The 15,043-nt window shown below is 59.6% G+C and carries 15 protein-coding genes; 4 read left to right on the forward strand and 11 right to left on the reverse strand.

What is annotated here, in order from left to right:
* The 3 genes from yjiA to CPH89_RS05895 form a co-directional block, all read right to left on the reverse strand.
* The gene (gene yjiA, locus CPH89_RS05885; protein WP_053258107.1) at positions 1-960 is read right to left on the reverse strand and encodes a GTPase; all 960 of its coding nucleotides are present in this window, start codon (positions 958-960) and stop codon (positions 1-3) included.
* A gap of 156 nt (positions 961-1,116) precedes the next feature.
* Positions 1,117-1,314: a YbdD/YjiX family protein gene (locus tag CPH89_RS05890; protein WP_003194308.1), complete on the reverse strand. Its 198-nt coding sequence runs from the start codon at positions 1,312-1,314 to the stop codon at positions 1,117-1,119.
* A 15-nt stretch (positions 1,315-1,329) separates the two neighbouring features.
* A complete protein-coding gene (locus tag CPH89_RS05895) occupies positions 1,330-3,396 on the reverse strand; it encodes a carbon starvation CstA family protein (RefSeq protein ID WP_053258108.1) in 2,067 nt (688 codons plus the stop codon).
* A gap of 174 nt (positions 3,397-3,570) precedes the next feature.
* Here CPH89_RS05895 and CPH89_RS05900 point away from each other — a divergent pair, with 174 nt between their 5' ends.
* On the forward strand, positions 3,571-3,939 hold the full coding sequence (locus tag CPH89_RS05900; RefSeq protein WP_053258109.1) for a PilZ domain-containing protein: 369 nt from the start codon (positions 3,571-3,573) through the stop codon (positions 3,937-3,939).
* A 43-nt stretch (positions 3,940-3,982) separates the two neighbouring features.
* Here CPH89_RS05900 and CPH89_RS05905 read toward each other — a convergent pair whose 3' ends face one another.
* From CPH89_RS05905 to katB, 4 genes are read right to left on the reverse strand one after another with little or no spacing between them, the layout of a single operon-like run.
* Positions 3,983-4,717 (reverse strand): hypothetical protein, encoded by a 735-nt coding sequence (locus tag CPH89_RS05905; RefSeq protein WP_053258281.1) that lies wholly within the window; start codon positions 4,715-4,717, stop codon positions 3,983-3,985.
* A 26-nt stretch (positions 4,718-4,743) separates the two neighbouring features.
* Positions 4,744-6,111 carry a DNA repair protein RadA gene (gene radA / locus CPH89_RS05910; RefSeq protein ID WP_053258110.1) on the reverse strand — a complete coding sequence of 456 codons (1,368 nt, stop codon included), beginning with the start codon at positions 6,109-6,111 and terminating at the stop codon, positions 4,744-4,746.
* Between the two features lie 35 nt (positions 6,112-6,146).
* Positions 6,147-6,686 carry an ankyrin repeat domain-containing protein gene (locus CPH89_RS05915; protein WP_053258111.1) on the reverse strand — a complete coding sequence of 180 codons (540 nt, stop codon included), beginning with the start codon at positions 6,684-6,686 and terminating at the stop codon, positions 6,147-6,149.
* Positions 6,687-6,742: 56 nt separating this feature from the next.
* Complete coding sequence (gene katB, locus CPH89_RS05920) at positions 6,743-8,284, reverse strand: catalase KatB (RefSeq protein ID WP_053258112.1); 1,542 nt, start codon at positions 8,282-8,284, stop codon at positions 6,743-6,745.
* 287 nt (positions 8,285-8,571) lie between these two features.
* Between katB and mscL the strand changes: the two genes are divergently transcribed.
* Positions 8,572-8,988, forward strand: a complete 417-nt coding sequence (mscL, locus tag CPH89_RS05925) for a large-conductance mechanosensitive channel protein MscL (RefSeq protein WP_053258113.1) — start codon at positions 8,572-8,574, stop codon at positions 8,986-8,988.
* Positions 8,989-9,031: 43 nt separating this feature from the next.
* On the opposite strand, the gene CPH89_RS05930 is transcribed toward mscL, so the two are convergent.
* Complete coding sequence (locus CPH89_RS05930) at positions 9,032-9,808, reverse strand: ferredoxin--NADP reductase (RefSeq protein ID WP_053258114.1); 777 nt, start codon at positions 9,806-9,808, stop codon at positions 9,032-9,034.
* 454 nt (positions 9,809-10,262) lie between these two features.
* Here CPH89_RS05930 and CPH89_RS05935 point away from each other — a divergent pair, with 454 nt between their 5' ends.
* Both CPH89_RS05935 and CPH89_RS05940 read left to right on the forward strand, forming a co-directional pair.
* Positions 10,263-10,973 (forward strand): helix-turn-helix transcriptional regulator, encoded by a 711-nt coding sequence (locus tag CPH89_RS05935; protein ID WP_053258115.1) that lies wholly within the window; start codon positions 10,263-10,265, stop codon positions 10,971-10,973.
* 181 nt (positions 10,974-11,154) lie between these two features.
* Positions 11,155-12,279: a methyltransferase gene (locus tag CPH89_RS05940; RefSeq protein ID WP_053258116.1), complete on the forward strand. Its 1,125-nt coding sequence runs from the start codon at positions 11,155-11,157 to the stop codon at positions 12,277-12,279.
* Between the two features lie 64 nt (positions 12,280-12,343).
* Here the strand turns inward: CPH89_RS05940 and CPH89_RS05945 are convergent, their stop codons facing one another.
* The 3 genes from CPH89_RS05945 to CPH89_RS05955 are packed head-to-tail and all read right to left on the reverse strand — an operon-like array spanning position 12,344 to position 14,972.
* The gene (locus CPH89_RS05945; protein ID WP_064502999.1) at positions 12,344-12,511 is read right to left on the reverse strand and encodes a DUF2474 domain-containing protein; all 168 of its coding nucleotides are present in this window, start codon (positions 12,509-12,511) and stop codon (positions 12,344-12,346) included.
* A 12-nt stretch (positions 12,512-12,523) separates the two neighbouring features.
* Positions 12,524-13,531, reverse strand: coding sequence for a cytochrome d ubiquinol oxidase subunit II (gene cydB / locus CPH89_RS05950; protein ID WP_053258117.1), 1,008 nt, complete (start codon positions 13,529-13,531; stop codon positions 12,524-12,526).
* Position 13,532: 1 nt separating this feature from the next.
* Entirely contained in the window at positions 13,533-14,972 is a 1,440-nt protein-coding gene (locus CPH89_RS05955; protein WP_053258118.1) for a cytochrome ubiquinol oxidase subunit I, read from the reverse strand.
* Positions 14,973-15,043: the final 71 nt, after the last annotated feature.

The raw sequence follows: 15,043 nt of genomic DNA on the forward strand, positions 1-15,043 counted from the left end.
TCAGGGTTGATAGACCCGGGCAAAGCCTTCGCGAATCTTGTCTTCCGGCAGTTCGTCAGCAATAAACACGATCACACTTTCACGCACCTCGCCCTCGGCCCATTCGGTATCCCAATCGAACCCGTAGAGTTTGAGCACGCCCTGGAACACCATGCGCCGGTCTTCCCCGGCAATATTCAGCACGCCCTTGTAGCGCAGCAGTTGCTTGCCGTGGTCTTCCAGCAGTTCGTTCATGAACGCGCTGAGGCGGTCGATATCCAGCGGCTGGTCGGTGCGCAGCACCAGGCTGGAGATGCGGTCGATGGACGGTGCGGCGCTGACCGGGCGCAGGCTCATGCCGGCGTTGAGGTTAAAGCCGCGTACATCCAGCAATTCAGCCAGGTCGATGGCGCCGTGGTCGACCACGCGTATCGGCGCTCGGCGGTTGATGCGGGTCAGCCGTTGGCTGAGGGCGTCGAAGGTCGCCTCATCCACCAGGTCGCGCTTGCTCACCAAAAGCCGATCAGCAAAACCGATCTGAGCCTGGGCGATGGTCTGGGTCAGGTGGTGCTCGGCGTGCGCCGCATCCACCAGGGTGATGATGCCGTCGAGGATGTAGCGCTCGCGCAATTCTTCATCGATAAAAAAGGTCTGGGCCACAGGCGCAGGGTCCGCCAGGCCGGTGCACTCGATCACCAGCCGATCGAAGGCGATCTCGCCGCTGTCCAGGCGTTCAAGCAGCAGGTACAGGGCTTTGGTCAGGTCGGTGTGGATGGTGCAGCACACGCAGCCGTTGGACAGGGTCATGACTTGCACCGGTTCGGCGCCCAACAGCTGGGTATCGATACCGGCGTCACTGAATTCGTTTTCGATCACGGCGATTTTCAGGCCGTGCTCGGCCTTGAGCAGGTGACGCAGCAAGGTGGTCTTACCGGCGCCGAGGAAGCCGCTGAGGACGGTGACGGGGATGGGAGAGGACAAAGACAGTTCTCCTGATAACTGAAGGAACACAAAACAAATGTGGGAGCGGGCTTGCTCGCGAAGGCGGTGTATCAGTCGAAGTCAGCATCAACTGACAGACCGCCTTCGCGAGCAAGCCCGCTCCCACAGAGGATCACTGCAAACCCAAGAACCGGGCTAGCAGCACTTAGGCCCACCCTTGCCACCGTAACGGGCCTCCTGGCGTTCCCGGAAGAACGCCTTGTAGTCCATCACCGGTTTGTCCGGGTGCTTGGTTTGCATATGCTCGACGTACGTATCGTAGTCGGGCATGCCGACCATCAGGCGCGCGGCCTGACCGAGGTATTTACCGAGGCGACTGATGTCATTGAACATGCTTGCAATCCTCGATTACGCGTCCGGTACAGCCTGGAATGGGGCTTCTTTATCCGTACGCTCTTTGTTGCCCCAGGCGGCGACGCCGACTTTGAGCGCATAGAACAGGATGCTGAATACCACGAACAGGAACAGCGCCGTCAGCGTTGCGTTGGTGTAGGCGTTCCAGATCACGTGCTGCATCTGGTCGATGTTCTTGGCCGGCGCGAGGATCTGGCCGCCGGCCAGGGCATCGCTGTATTTCTTGGCCAGCGACAGGAAGCCGATCGCCGGGTTAGCGTCGAACAGCTTGATGAAGCCTGCGGTCACGGTGCAGATCAGCAGCCAGACAGCCGGCAACATGGTCACCCAGATGTAGCGTTGGCGTTTCATTTTGATCAGCACAACGGTGGCGAGCATCAGCGCAATACCGGCCAGCATCTGGTTGGAGATACCGAACAGCGGCCACAAGGTGTTGATGCCACCCAGCGGGTCGATTACGCCTTGGTACAGCAGGTAACCCCACATCGCCACGCACCCGGCGGTCGCTATCAGGTTGGCCGGCCAGGAGTCGGTCCGCTTAAGCGATGGCACGAAGGAACCGAGCAGGTCTTGCAGCATGAAGCGACCCGCACGTGTACCGGCATCCACCGCCGTCAGGATGAACAAGGCTTCGAACAGGATTGCAAAGTGGTACCAGAATGCCATGGTGTTTTCACCCGGCAGCACACTGTGCAGGATCTGTGCGATACCCACCGCGAGCGTCGGCGCACCGCCGGCACGCGCCAGGATGGTGGTTTCGCCGATGTCATGGGCTACCGCCGTCAAGGCTTCCGGGGTAATCGCAAAGCCCCAGCTGCTGACGGTTTGAGCCACACTCACCACGTCAGCGCCGACCACCGCAGCCGGGCTGTTCATGGCGAAGTACACGCCAGGCTCGATCACCGAAGCAGCAACCATGGCCATGATGGCCACGAACGACTCCATCAGCATCGCGCCGTAGCCGATGTAACGGGCGTTGACTTCGTTATCCAGCAGCTTGGGCGTGGTGCCCGAGGAAATCAGCGCGTGGAAACCCGAGACCGCGCCACAGGCAATGGTGATGAACAGGAACGGGAACAGGCCGCCCTTCCACACCGGGCCGGTGCCGTCGATGAATTGGGTGAGTGCCGGCATTTTCAGCACGGGCATGGTGACCAGAATGCCGATTGCCAGGGCGATGATCGTGCCGATTTTGAGGAAGGTGGAGAGGTAGTCACGGGGTGCCAGGATCAGCCACACCGGCAGTACGGCTGCGACGAAACCGTAGCAGACCAGCATCCAGGTGATCTGGATACCCGTGAAGGAGAAGGCTTTGGCCCAGACCGGGTCAGCCGCAATCTGCCCGCCCAGCCAGATGGAACCCAGCAGCAACAGCACGCCGACCACCGAGATCTCACCAATGCGCCCCGGGCGGATGTAGCGCATGTACACGCCCATGAACATCGCGATCGGGATAGTCGCCATCACCGTGAAGATGCCCCAAGGGCTCTCGGCCAGGGCCTTGACCACGATCAGCGCCAGCACCGCGAGGATGATGATCATGATCAGGAAGCAGCCGAACAGCGCGATGGTCCCGGGAATGCGGCCCATCTCTTCGCGAACCATGTCCCCCAGGGAACGGCCGTTGCGACGGGTGGACAGGAACAGGACCATGAAGTCTTGCACCGCACCGGCCAGCACCACCCCGGCAATCAGCCACAGGGTGCCTGGCAGGTAGCCCATTTGCGCCGCCAGTACCGGGCCGACCAGCGGGCCTGCACCGGCAATCGCCGCAAAGTGGTGACCGAAAAGGATGTGTTTGTTGGTCGGCACGTAGTCCAGACCATCATTATTGAGCACTGCCGGGGTGGCCCGCAGTGGATCAAGCTGCATCACCTTGTTAGCGATGAACAGGCTGTAGTAACGGTACGCAACCAGATAGATGGCCACTGCAGCGACCACAATCCACAAGGCGTTGATCGCCTCGCCGCGGCGCAAGGCCACTACGCCAAGGGCGCACGCTCCTACGATTGCCAGCACCAGCCAGGGTAGGTGGCGTAGCAGGCTATTATTATTTTTCATTTTTATATTCCAGCCAGGGTGGACAGAAAGGACAGCGAGTCCGAGTTTAGCGCTACTGGCCTTAAAGGCCAGCCCCCTACGTTGGTCTAGAGCCTTCACAGCGTAAAAAAAGCAGAAAACCCGGCCCAATAGTGGCGCAGGGCTACAATCCCTATATTAAAAGAGGGTTTCACCATGACCGAGCAACCGTCTGATCGCCGTCGTTTTCGCCGGATAGCCTTTGATGCCAAGACCGCACTTCGGCAAAACGGCCAGGAATGGCAGGTACAGCTAGTGGACTTGTCGCTGAAGGGCTTGTTGGTGAAGCGCCCGTCGCCCTGGCTTGGCAATGCCACTGAACCTTTTGACGTGGATATCCACCTGGACGCCGAGACCGACGTGCAGATGCGGGTACGGCTGACTCACGAGGACCCCAGCCAGTTGGGGTTTGTGTGCGAACACATTGACTTGGACTCGATCAGCCACCTGCGGCGGTTGATTGAGCTGAATGTGGGCGACCAGGAAGAACTGGAACGTGAGCTGGGCGCATTGTTAGAGATTTGAAAACCCTCTACACCGCAGAGGCCACGGGTGTCTGAAGCGACAGTCAGGGAAACGCGGCACTCGGGGGGAAGTCGCTTTCCGTGTCCCAATAACCCGCCTTCTGACGCGACACGGCCTGCCATTGCCCATCGATAAAACGATAGGTCGTGTAGCGGGTTGCGAAATCATCGTCGCCGTCACCGTCCATAAAGGACGAGACCTGCAGTAACTCATCCGTACCGCCGGCGGCTGGCGTGGCGATCTGCCAGGCGGCTTTGCCAGTCTGGGCCAGGGTCAGCGGCTCGACCTTACCGTCCGCACCCTTATAGCTCATTGGTTTGAGTTGCTGTTTGGCCGGCAGCAGCAACTGAGTCGCCGGGCCGCTGTAACTGCCCATCGGCGCCGTCTGGTCGATGCTCAAAAAGTACACCGTGTCCGGCAGGCCTTTAAGCGGGGCCTTCTTGACCTTGGCCAAGGGGTAGCCAAGGTCGTCGTGTGCCAGCACAGCGCCGGACGCCGACAGCAAACGTACCTGAGCGTTGAGCAACGGGTTCTCCACCAGATCGCCGGGCTCGTCAAACGAGTCCTCATCCAGGCCATTGCCCCAACTGTCCTTGTGCAACTGCGCGCTGATGCGCTGGTCTTCCAGCACCTGCAACACGCTGCCGTCTTCCGTCGCCAACTTCTGGGCCAGGCGGTAACCGGCCGGCAGTGGGGCCGACTCAGCCCAGGCAATGCCCGGCAACCCGAGCAAGGCCACGAACAGGGCACATACCCCCCAACGATTGGTCTGTTGCATTGCGTTCATCCCTGATTGCTCCACGTTTATTCGAACAGCGCATCCAGCGCCTGCTCCAGGCGCGTGACTGCAATGACCTGCAAGCCCGGCGGCGATTCCTTCGGCGCATTGCCCTTGGGCACGATCGCGCGTTTGAAACCGTGCTTGGCCGCTTCTTTCAGGCGCTCCTGGCCACTCGGCACCGGGCGTACCTCGCCCGACAGGCCGACTTCGCCGAATACCAGCAAGTCATGGGGCAGCGGGCGATTGCGCAGGCTGGACATCACCGCCGCCATCAACGCCAGGTCGGAGGCGGTTTCCAGCACCTTGACCCCGCCGACCACGTTGAGGAAGACGTCCTGGTCATGGGTGGGAATACCGCCGTGACGGTGGAGCACAGCGAGCAACATCGCCAGGCGGTTCTGATCCAGGCCGAGGGTGACCCGGCGCGGGTTGGCCAAGTGGCTGTCATCCACCAGCGCCTGCACTTCCACCAACATCGGGCGAGTGCCTTCCCACGTCGCCATCACCACACTTCCCGGCACTTCTTCCTGGGCGCGGGTGAGAAAAATGGCTGACGGGTTGGAGACTTCTTTCAACCCCCGGTCGGTCATGGCAAACACGCCCAACTCATTGACCGCGCCAAAGCGGTTCTTCACGGCCCGCAGCAAACGCAAACGGCCATCGGATTCGCCTTCGAAATACAGCACCGTGTCGACCATATGCTCAAGCACCCGTGGCCCGGCCAGCGCGCCTTCTTTGGTCACGTGGCCGACCAGGAAGATCGCCGTGCCGCTTTGCTTGGCATACCGCACCAGCAGCGCCGCGCTCTCACGCACCTGGGATACGCCGCCCGGTGCCGACTGCAACTGCTCGGTGAAAATCGTCTGGATCGAGTCGATCACCATGACCTTGGGTTTTTCGATACGCGCCGTGGCGATGATGCTTTCGATGCAGGTTTCGGTCATCACCCGCAGTTGATCCTGGGGCAGGCCCAGGCGACGCGCGCGCATGGCCACTTGCTGTTGGGATTCTTCGCCGGTGACATACAGCGCCGGCATGCGACTGGCGATGCTGCACAGGGTTTGCAACAGGATGGTCGATTTACCGATGCCGGGGTCGCCCCCGATCAGCACCACCGAACCGTCCACCAGGCCACCGCCGAGCACGCGGTCCAGCTCACCGGACGCCGTGGAGAAACGCGGGATCTCTTCGACGCTGACTTCGGCCAAGGTCTTGATCTGCGCCTGCTGCCCGGTCCAGCCGGCTCGGCCAGTGGGGGCTGCGGCGCCGCCGCTTTCGATCATGGTTTCAGTCAGGGTGTTCCACGCGCCACACTCGGAGCATTGGCCGGCCCACTTGGGAAAGGTCGCGCCGCACTCCGTGCAGCCGTACATGCGCTTGGCCTTTGCCATTTGAGAACCTCCAACCGAAAAACCGCGATGATAGCTCAGCGCGGCGCCGGGGTCCGGATTTCACCACTGGCTAATCGTGAAGCACTGTTGCCGATCGGGTCCTCGGCGTTGAGGTCGGCGCCTTTGGCTTTTAATTCATCCATCAACTCAATGCGCTTGAACAGCCCGGCGTACATGGCGGCGGTCTGCCCCGCGCCGTTGCGCTGGTCGGGGTTGCAGTCGGTGGCCAGCAGGCGCTGGGCGATTTTCAACTCACCTTTGAAGATTGCCCCCATCAACGCGGTGTTGCCGCGTTTGTCCTGCACGCAGGCGTCGGCGCCCGCATTGAGCAGGCGCTCCACGAAAGAGCCCTGGCCGTGGTAGGCGGCAAGGATCAGTGCGGTGTAGCCCTTTTCGTCCTGGGTGTTGAGGCTGTAGCCGGACTCAATGAAGGTGTTGAGCATATCGACATCGCCACGGCGCGCAGCGTCGAAGTAGTAGTCCTGCAACTGCGCCTTGAGCGCGACCGGGTCCGGGGACTCGGCATGGACGACGAAGGCAAGCATTGCCATCAGTAAACCGAGAGAGATTCGCACGGGTTTTCTCCTAACAGGGGCCGACACCCTGGTCAGGGCGTCGACCGGAACCAACGTCAGTCAGTCAGTTTTTCTGCCAGCGCTTTAACGCGCGCCAGGTCACCTTTAGCGACTTTGGTCACGCCGGTGCCGTACTCCGGGTCGGCTTTATAGAGGAACGACAGGATGATGTGCTTGCTTTCATCATCCGTCGTTGCCAGGGAGCCGCCGAAGTTTTCGATCAGGTCCTGACGCTCTTTCTTGGTGTAGGAGCGGTATAAATCCCCGGCCTGCTTGAAGTTCTGCTCACGCTGGATCTTCGCCTGCTGGGTGCTACCTGACAGCGCCGACTGGCTGTAGCGCGCAGTTTGCGGCTCTTCGCGCGGTAACAGGCGGCTTGGCTGGTAGTTCACGCCGGTGGTGGTTTTACCGAAATTCATCGCGCCGTCCTGGTTACCGTTGTTGACGGTGACACGGGGTGCGTTGATCGGCAGTTGCAGGGCATTCGCCCCCAGGCGGTACATCTGGGTGTCGGCGTAGGAGAACACCCGGCCTTGCAGCAAACGGTCTTCCGACGGCTCGATGCCCGGCACCAGGTTGGCCGGGGCCATGGCCACCTGCTCGGTTTCCTGGAAGACATTCGCCGGGTTGCGGTTCAACACCATTTGCCCGACTTTACGCTCCGGCACGTTCGGCCAGATCTTGGTGGCGTCCAGTGGGTCGAAATCGAACGCGGCCAAGTCCTCGGGCTTAAGCACTTGCACATACAGGTCCCACTTGGGGAAGTCGCCCTTGTTGATGTGGGTAACCAAGTCATTGGTCATGTGGCTGTAGTCACGCCCTTGCACCTCGGTAACTTGCTTGGGATCAAGGTTCTTGATGCCTTGCAGGCTTTTCCAGTGGAACTTGACGTAGTGCACTTCGCCTTTGGCGTTGATCAACTTGTAGGCATGTACGCCATTGCCGTCCATTTCCCGATAGCTGGCCGGGGTGCCGGAGTCGGAGTACAACTCGGTCAGCGTGCGGGTGGACTCGGGGACATGGGAGAAGAAGTCAAACCGACGGGAGTCGTCGTCCAGGTTAGTGCGTGGGTCGGGTTTGAACGCGTGAACCATGTCTGGGAACTTAATGGCGTCACGGATGAAGAACGTCGGGAAGTTATTCCCAACCAGGTCCCAGTTACCTTCAGCGGTGTAGAACTTGGTGGCGAAGCCGCGCGGGTCACGCAGGGTTTCCGGAGAGTGGTTGCCGTGGACCACGGCCGAGAAGCGCACGAACACCGGTGTCGCCTCACCTGCAGCGAAGACCTTGGCTTTGGTCAGGTCGCTGAGGTTGTCGGTGACGGTGAAGGTGCCGTGGGCGCCCGTGCCGCGGGCATGTACCACACGCTCGGGGATGCGCTCACGGTCAAAGCGCTGCAGTTTTTGAATAAGCTGCACGTCCTGCAACAGCACCGGACCATTGGCGCCGGCCGTTTGTGAGTTCTGGTTGTCCCCCACGGCAGCGCCGTTATCGCGGGTCAGGTTGGCGGCTTGTACAGAGAGGGAAAGCAGGCTGGCGGTCACCAGTGCCAACGCGTAGCGCGCTGAAACCGGCCCGCGGCTCATTGGAGTATTCATCGAGGTGTCCTCTGGTTTTTTTCGTGCACATTCAGTTGTGCTTGCCAGAGGCTAGTGACCTGCGAGTCAGAAGATAAATAGAAAAACACCACCAGCACGATTAAGAAAAAAATCTGGTAACCCACTGAAACAAGCGGTATTTCGCGCGCGATTGGTGGCACTTTGCAAACTATTTGCGGTTAAATGTGTCGATAAAAATTGACAGTGTTAACGGTTGTTTCGGGCAAGCCGCCTGCGACTGAATTACACTGACCTCCACCCTTCTCATCTGTAACAAGGAATAACCTATGGGCGTGATCAGTGAGTTCAAGGCCTTCGCGGTCAAAGGTAATGTGGTCGATATGGCCGTCGGTATCATCATCGGTGCGGCCTTCGGCAAGATTGTTTCCTCGTTTGTAGGCGACGTGGTGATGCCACCCATCGGTCTGCTGATCGGTGGCGTGGACTTCGCTGACCTGGCCGTGCAACTCAAGGCGGCGCAAGGCAGTGCGCCGGCCGTGGTATTGGCGTACGGCAAATTCATCCAAAGCATCATCGATTTCGTGATCATCGCGTTTGCGATCTTCATGGGCGTGAAGGCGATCAACCGCCTCAAGCGTGAAGAGGCTGTGGCGCCGACCCTGCCGCCAACGCCGAGCAAAGAGGAAGCCTTGCTGACCGAGATCCGTGATCTGCTCAAGGCTCAGAACGACAAGCCGCTTTAAACCGGCGGATCCAGAAAGGCGCCTATTGCAGGCGCCTTTTTTATTACCAATAGTTTTCCACCGCCACTTGCCCTGGGCGCCGGCTCAGGCTCAGTTGCATGTCGCGTTGTTTGAGCAGTTGGCGTGTGTCGTCGACCATCTGCGGGTTGCCACAAATCAGCACGCGGGAGAATTCCGGGGTCAGCTCGACGCCGGCCGCGCGTTCCAGTTCGCCATTCTCGATCAGCGTGGTAATGCGCCCGTTCAGCGCCCCGGGATGCTGTTCACGCGTCACGATGGGGATGTAGACGAGTTTATGGGCGTATTCGGCCAGGTACTCTCGCTCGCCCAACGCGGCAATCAGTTGCTGATAGGCAAGCTCTTTGGCCTCGCGGGCGCTGTACACCAGCACGATACGCTCGAATTTCTCCCAGGCCTCGAAATCCTGCAGGATCGACAAAAACGGTGCCACCCCGGTACCAGTGCCCAGCAGCCACAGGTCGCGCCCGTCCACAAAGCGGTTCAGGGTCAGGAAGCCTGTGGCCTGGCGCTCCACCATCAAGGTGTCACCCACCTGAAGGCGGCTCAGTTCACTGGTGAATTCACCACCCGGAACAACAATAGAGAAGAAGTCCAAGTGCTCGTCAAACGGCGAAGACACGATGGAGTAAGCACGCCATACGGTACTCCCGTCCGCCTTGCTCACCCCCAGGCGCACAAACTGGCCGGCGGTAAACCGAAAGCCCGGATCGCGCGTGGTGCGCAGGGTAAACAGGCTAGGCGTCAGCGATTGCACGTCGAGCAACGTCTGGCGGGTAAATTTCTCAGCACTGGCCGTCATAGGGGGCTCCGTTCAACAGGAACCCTAGTGTCCCCCAAAGTCGCGCAAGGAAACACCGTTGGTTTGTACTGGCATTATCGTTAGCCCGATGTTTACAGCCAGATAAATAGTAAGACTATTACATTGCAGTGACAGTTAAACGCGGGGAAGGCATTAAACCCTAACTAATCATTTAGCTATTTCCCCACGCTCTATATGCCATTAGATGACACAGCCAACCTAAATAATATCAATACAACATCATCTGCAACCTGTTAAAACCCAAGCATTTTTATTACGCACCTGTGAACTTACACAAAAGCTTAATTACTGTACAAGTTTAAGAAGTGTAAAGACCACCGCCGGATGACATTTTTTTCACCTTACTACGTAGCCTTTATCCTACACTCCTTTGCGTGCCTCATTGGGAGCCAGGAAGTGCCCGGGCAACAACGACATTCATGGAGAGTTACCGATGGTCAACTGGCGCAACACGAGGATTCCCAAACTCGAAGGCGAGAACAAGATCACCACTATTTATGAGATGGTCGTGAATCACACCTATGAACTCGACTTTGAATATTGCTCATTTACGATGAGTTCTCTACAACCTACCCATCAAACTAAACCGGTGCACTTAAACAACTATCCAAACGAATGGAACAGCGTCTACAAACAAGCGAATTTCTTTGACATAGACCCGGTAGTAGCCCACTGCAAACGTAGCGTCCTACCTATTGTGTGGGACGAAAAAACCTTCAGTACCACGCCACACTTATGGTCGTTGGCCCAGTCGTTTGGCGTGAATTTTGGTTGGACCCAGGCAGTACACGACTTCCAGGGCGTGTTCAGCATGCTGACCCTGGGCCGAAGCAGCGGCGAAGTCAGTCCGCAAGAGCTTTACGAGAAAGCTGGCCAGACACTGTGGCTGTGTCACGTATTGCACGCGGCCGTGGCACAAAAATATGCTGATAAACCGAGTATTACGCCGCCTTGCAAATTGACCCCACGGGAAACGGAAATCCTCAAATGGTCAGCCATGGGCAAGACGGCGTCGGACATTGCCACCATCCTGTGCCTGTCAGAACGGACTGTGGGGTTTCATATCAGCAGCTGCCTGAAAAAACTGGGCGTGAATAACAAGATCGCCGCCGTGCTCTGTGCCTCGAAAGCAGGCCTGTTTTAACCGGCGTACAAACACCGCATGTAATCCCTGCGAAAAAAAAGTAACATTTACGGGCTATTCTGAGTGTTGAAGCTGCGCCTCCGTGCCGCCTCGCCGTCCACTCAGTTGCTGCTCATACCGCCAGTTCCGCCGGCTGCCCACACCCGCCGCCGCCCATCGTTGACCCAGAGCCTCCCCCGCCATGCCCCTGCTTGACAGTCCCTTCGCCCAACTCGATCTGATCCGCCAGCCAGAGCAACACAATGACCCGCTGCAGGCTTTCGATGCCGCCGACGAGTATCTGCTCGGCTACCTGGCCGAACAGCAGCATGGCGCCGTCACCCGCGTACTGGTGCTCAATGACAGCTTCGGGGCTTTGGCGGTCAGCCTGGCAGGCAAGGTTCAGGTGACGTCCAGCGGCGACTCGTTTCTGGCAGCCCAGGGCCTGGAGAAAAACCTGGTGCGCAACGGCAAGGCGTTTGATGCAGTGGCATTCGTCCCCGCCAGCCAGGTGCCGAGCGGGCCGTTCGACCGCGTGCTGATCCGCGTGCCGAAAACTCTGGCTTTGCTGGAAGAGCAACTGATTCGTCTACAGGGGCAGTTGGCGCCGGGCGCCGAGGTCATCGCCGGCGCTATGATCAAGCACCTGCCGCGCGCCGCAGGCGAGCTGCTTGAGCGCTACATCGGGCCGATGCACGCTTCGCTTGCGGTCAAAAAAGCCCGGCTGCTGATCGCCACCGCTGAAGATCGCCCGGTCGCCGCCTCGCCCTACCCCACCCGCTACGCCTTGGACACACCAGCCATCGAGTTGCGTAACCACGCCAACGTGTTCTGCCGTGAAGGCCTGGACATCGGAACCCGCGCCTTCCTCCCGCACCTGCCGAAAAACCTCGGCAGCGCTCGCGTCGCCGACCTGGGCTGCGGCAACGGCGTGTTGGCGATTGCCAGTGCACTGCAAAACCCCGACGCGCAGTACACGCTCGTGGATGAATCCTATATGGCCGTGCAGTCGGCGCTCGAGAATTGGCAGGCGGCACTTGGCCCGCGAGAGGTGGTCGTTCGCGCTGCTGATGGCCTCGCCGGCCAGGAACCGCAGTCCCTGGACGTGGTGCTGTGCAACCCGCCGTTCCACCAGCAACAGGTGGTCGGCGACTTCCTTGCCTGGCGCATGTTCCAGCAGGCCCGTGAGGCCTTGGTGGTCGGCGGCGCGCTTTACATCGTGGGTAACCGCCACTTGGGCTATCACAGCAAGTTGGCGCGTTTATTCCGTGGCGTCGAGCAAGTGGCCGCCACGCCGAAATTCGTGATTCTCAAAGCGCGCAAATAAAAAACCCCGCCTTTCTCGCAAAAGGCAGGGTTGAAAACCGGGCCGCGAGGCCCGGAACGGGATGTCAGTGAGTCGTCAGGCCGGCCGCGCTCATGAACATACGCATCAGGCTGGCCACGACGAACAGGGCCAGCACACTGCCGGTCCAAATCATCGCCAGCCACCCCAGGCGCCGCCATAACGGCTGTTTCTCAGCCTGTTCGATCTCGTGCAACGTAGGTTTGCCGGGCATGTTACGACCCTCCTAGTGATAACCGTCTTCGTGAGTGACCTTGCCGCGGAACACGTAATAGCTCCAGAAGGTGTAACCCAGGATAAACGGGATGATGAACAGCGTGCCCACCAGCATGAAGCCCTGGCTTTGCGGCGGCGCGGCGGCGTCCCAGATCGAGACGGACGGTGGAATGATGTTTGGCCACAGGCTGATCCCCAGGCCGCTGTAGCCAAGGAAGATCAACACCAGTGTCAGCAGGAACGGCGTGTAATGGGCATTACGCGCCACTGCGCGGATCAAACCGTACATGGTCACCAGCACCAGGATCGGCACCGGCAGGAACCAGAACAGGTTCGGTAGCGTGAACCAGCGCGAGGCGATTTCCGGGTGCGCCAGCGGCGTCCACAGGCTGACGATACCGATCACCGCCAACACCACGAAAGCCAACGGCCGCGCCAGGTTGTGCATCTGTTCCTGCAACTTGCCTTCGGTCTTCATGATCAGCCAGGTGCAACCGAGCAAGGCATACGCGACCACCAGGGCCACGCCGCAGAACATCGTGAACGGTGTGGCCCAGTCGAGTGAGCCGCCGGCGAACTGGCGATTGACCACCGGAATACCGTCGATAAATGCCCCCAATGCCACGCCCTGGAAGAACGTCGCGGCGATGGAGCCGCCGATAAACGCCTTGTCCCAGAGGTGACGTTTATCGTCCTTGGCCTTGAAGCGGAACTCGAAGGCCACGCCCCGGAAGATCAGCCCGATCAGCATCAGGATCAGCGGCAGGTACAACGCCGACAACACCACCGAATAGGCCAGCGGGAACGCGCCGAACAACGCCGCGCCCCCCAGGACCAGCCAGGTTTCGTTGCCGTCCCAAACCGGGGCGACGGTGTTCATCATCACATCACGGTCGACTTTGCCGGGGATAAACGGGAAGAGAATACCGATGCCCAGGTCAAAGCCGTCCATGACCACGTACATCATGATGCCGAAGATGATGATCACGGCCCAGATCAGCGGAAGATCAATACCCATCTCAATTCCCCTTGTGCTGGATGTGAGTGTGGTCGTCATCGCTGCCGTCATCGGCCGCAGACAACGGACGGGCCGGTGTGCGTTTTTGCCCAGGGCCACCATGGGTTGGCTCCGAGCCCTCGTGGGTCTGAGGCCCTTTGCGCACCAGGCGCATCATGTAGCCCAACCCGGCGCCGAACAGCGCGAAGTACACCACCACGAACAACACCAGGGTAATCGTCATCTGCGCCAGGCTATGCCCGGAGGATGCATCCGCGGTGCGCATCAACCCGTAGACCACCCACGGCTGACGGCCGATTTCGGTGGTGAACCAGCCGGCGAGAATCGCGATCAGGCCGGATGGCCCCATCCACAACGCCAGGTAGAGGAACGGCCTCGACGTGTACATCTTGTCGCCCCGGCGCAGCCACAGGCTGAACAAACCGGTGAAGATCATCAGGAAGCCCAGGCCGACCATGACCCGGAACGACCAGAACACGATGGTCGAGTTGGGACGGTCCTCCGGTGGGAACTCCTTGAGCGCCGGCACCTGCTTGTCCAGCGAGTGGGTGAGGATCAGGCTGCCCAGGTACGGGATTTCGACCGCGTATTTGGTTTTCTCGGCTTTCATGTCCGGCCAGCCGAACAGGATCAGCGGCGTCGGCTCGTTGCCGATATTTTCCCAGTGACCCTCAATCGCGGCGATCTTCGCCGGCTGATGCTTGAGCGTGTTCAGGCCATGGAAGTCGCCAATCACCGCCTGGATAGGCGCGACGATCAAGGCCATCCACATCGCCATCGACAACATGGTGCGAATCGCCGGGTTGTCCTTGCCGCGCAGCAAGTGCCAGGCCGCCGAGGAACCGACAAAGAACGCCGTTGCAACGAATGCCGCCGTGGCCATGTGCGCCAGGCGATACGGGAATGAAGGGTTGAAGACAACAGCGAACCAATCGGTGGGTATCACGCGGCCGTCAACGATTTCGAAGCCCTGGGGCGTCTGCATCCAACTGTTCGACGACAGGATCCAGAAGGTCGAGATCAACGTACCGACAGCCACCATCACCGTGGCAAAGAAGTGCAGTTTGCGCCCGACCTTGTTCCAGCCGAACAGCATCACCCCAAGGAAACCGGCCTCGAGGAAGAAGGCTGTCAGCACCTCATAGGTGAGCAATGGCCCGGTAACGGCACCGGCAAAGTCGGAGAAGCGGCTCCAGTTGGTGCCAAACTGGTAGGCCATGACCAACCCGGAGACCACGCCCATGCCGAAGTTGACGGCAAAGATCTTCGACCAGAAATGGTAGAGGTCACGGTAGGTATCGTTGTGAGTCTTGAGCCACAAGCCTTCCAGCACCGCAAGGTAACTCGCCAGGCCGATGGTGATCGCCGGGAACAGGATGTGGAACGAGATGGTGAACGCGAATTGAATTCGGGCGAGATCTAGCGCCTCCAAACCGAACATAAGTTTTCCTCTGTCAGGTAATACCGGCTGCTGGCTGGGAGCCTGCACCCACTGCCCCCACGGATATGGAG

This window comes from Pseudomonas fluorescens (genome assembly GCF_900215245.1).
GTDB lineage: Bacteria > Pseudomonadota > Gammaproteobacteria > Pseudomonadales > Pseudomonadaceae > Aquipseudomonas > Aquipseudomonas fluorescens.

Coding starts and splice junctions, on each gene's coding strand:
- CPH89_RS05890 (WP_003194308.1), bottom strand. CDS start 1,314: ATGTTCAATGACATCAGTCGCCTCGGTAAATACCTCGGTCAGGCCGCG.
- CPH89_RS05895 (WP_053258108.1), bottom strand. CDS start 3,396: ATGAAAAATAATAATAGCCTGCTACGCCACCTACCCTGGCTGGTGCTG.
- CPH89_RS05900 (WP_053258109.1), top strand. CDS start 3,571: ATGACCGAGCAACCGTCTGATCGCCGTCGTTTTCGCCGGATAGCCTTT.
- CPH89_RS05905 (WP_053258281.1), bottom strand. CDS start 4,717: ATGCAACAGACCAATCGTTGGGGGGTATGTGCCCTGTTCGTGGCCTTG.
- radA (WP_053258110.1), bottom strand. CDS start 6,111: ATGGCAAAGGCCAAGCGCATGTACGGCTGCACGGAGTGCGGCGCGACC.
- katB (WP_053258112.1), bottom strand. CDS start 8,284: ATGAATACTCCAATGAGCCGCGGGCCGGTTTCAGCGCGCTACGCGTTG.
- mscL (WP_053258113.1), top strand. CDS start 8,572: ATGGGCGTGATCAGTGAGTTCAAGGCCTTCGCGGTCAAAGGTAATGTG.
- CPH89_RS05930 (WP_053258114.1), bottom strand. CDS start 9,808: ATGACGGCCAGTGCTGAGAAATTTACCCGCCAGACGTTGCTCGACGTG.
- CPH89_RS05935 (WP_053258115.1), top strand. CDS start 10,263: ATGGTCAACTGGCGCAACACGAGGATTCCCAAACTCGAAGGCGAGAAC.
- CPH89_RS05940 (WP_053258116.1), top strand. CDS start 11,155: ATGCCCCTGCTTGACAGTCCCTTCGCCCAACTCGATCTGATCCGCCAG.
- CPH89_RS05945 (WP_064502999.1), bottom strand. CDS start 12,511: ATGCCCGGCAAACCTACGTTGCACGAGATCGAACAGGCTGAGAAACAG.
- cydB (WP_053258117.1), bottom strand. CDS start 13,531: ATGGGTATTGATCTTCCGCTGATCTGGGCCGTGATCATCATCTTCGGC.
- CPH89_RS05955 (WP_053258118.1), bottom strand. CDS start 14,972: ATGTTCGGTTTGGAGGCGCTAGATCTCGCCCGAATTCAATTCGCGTTC.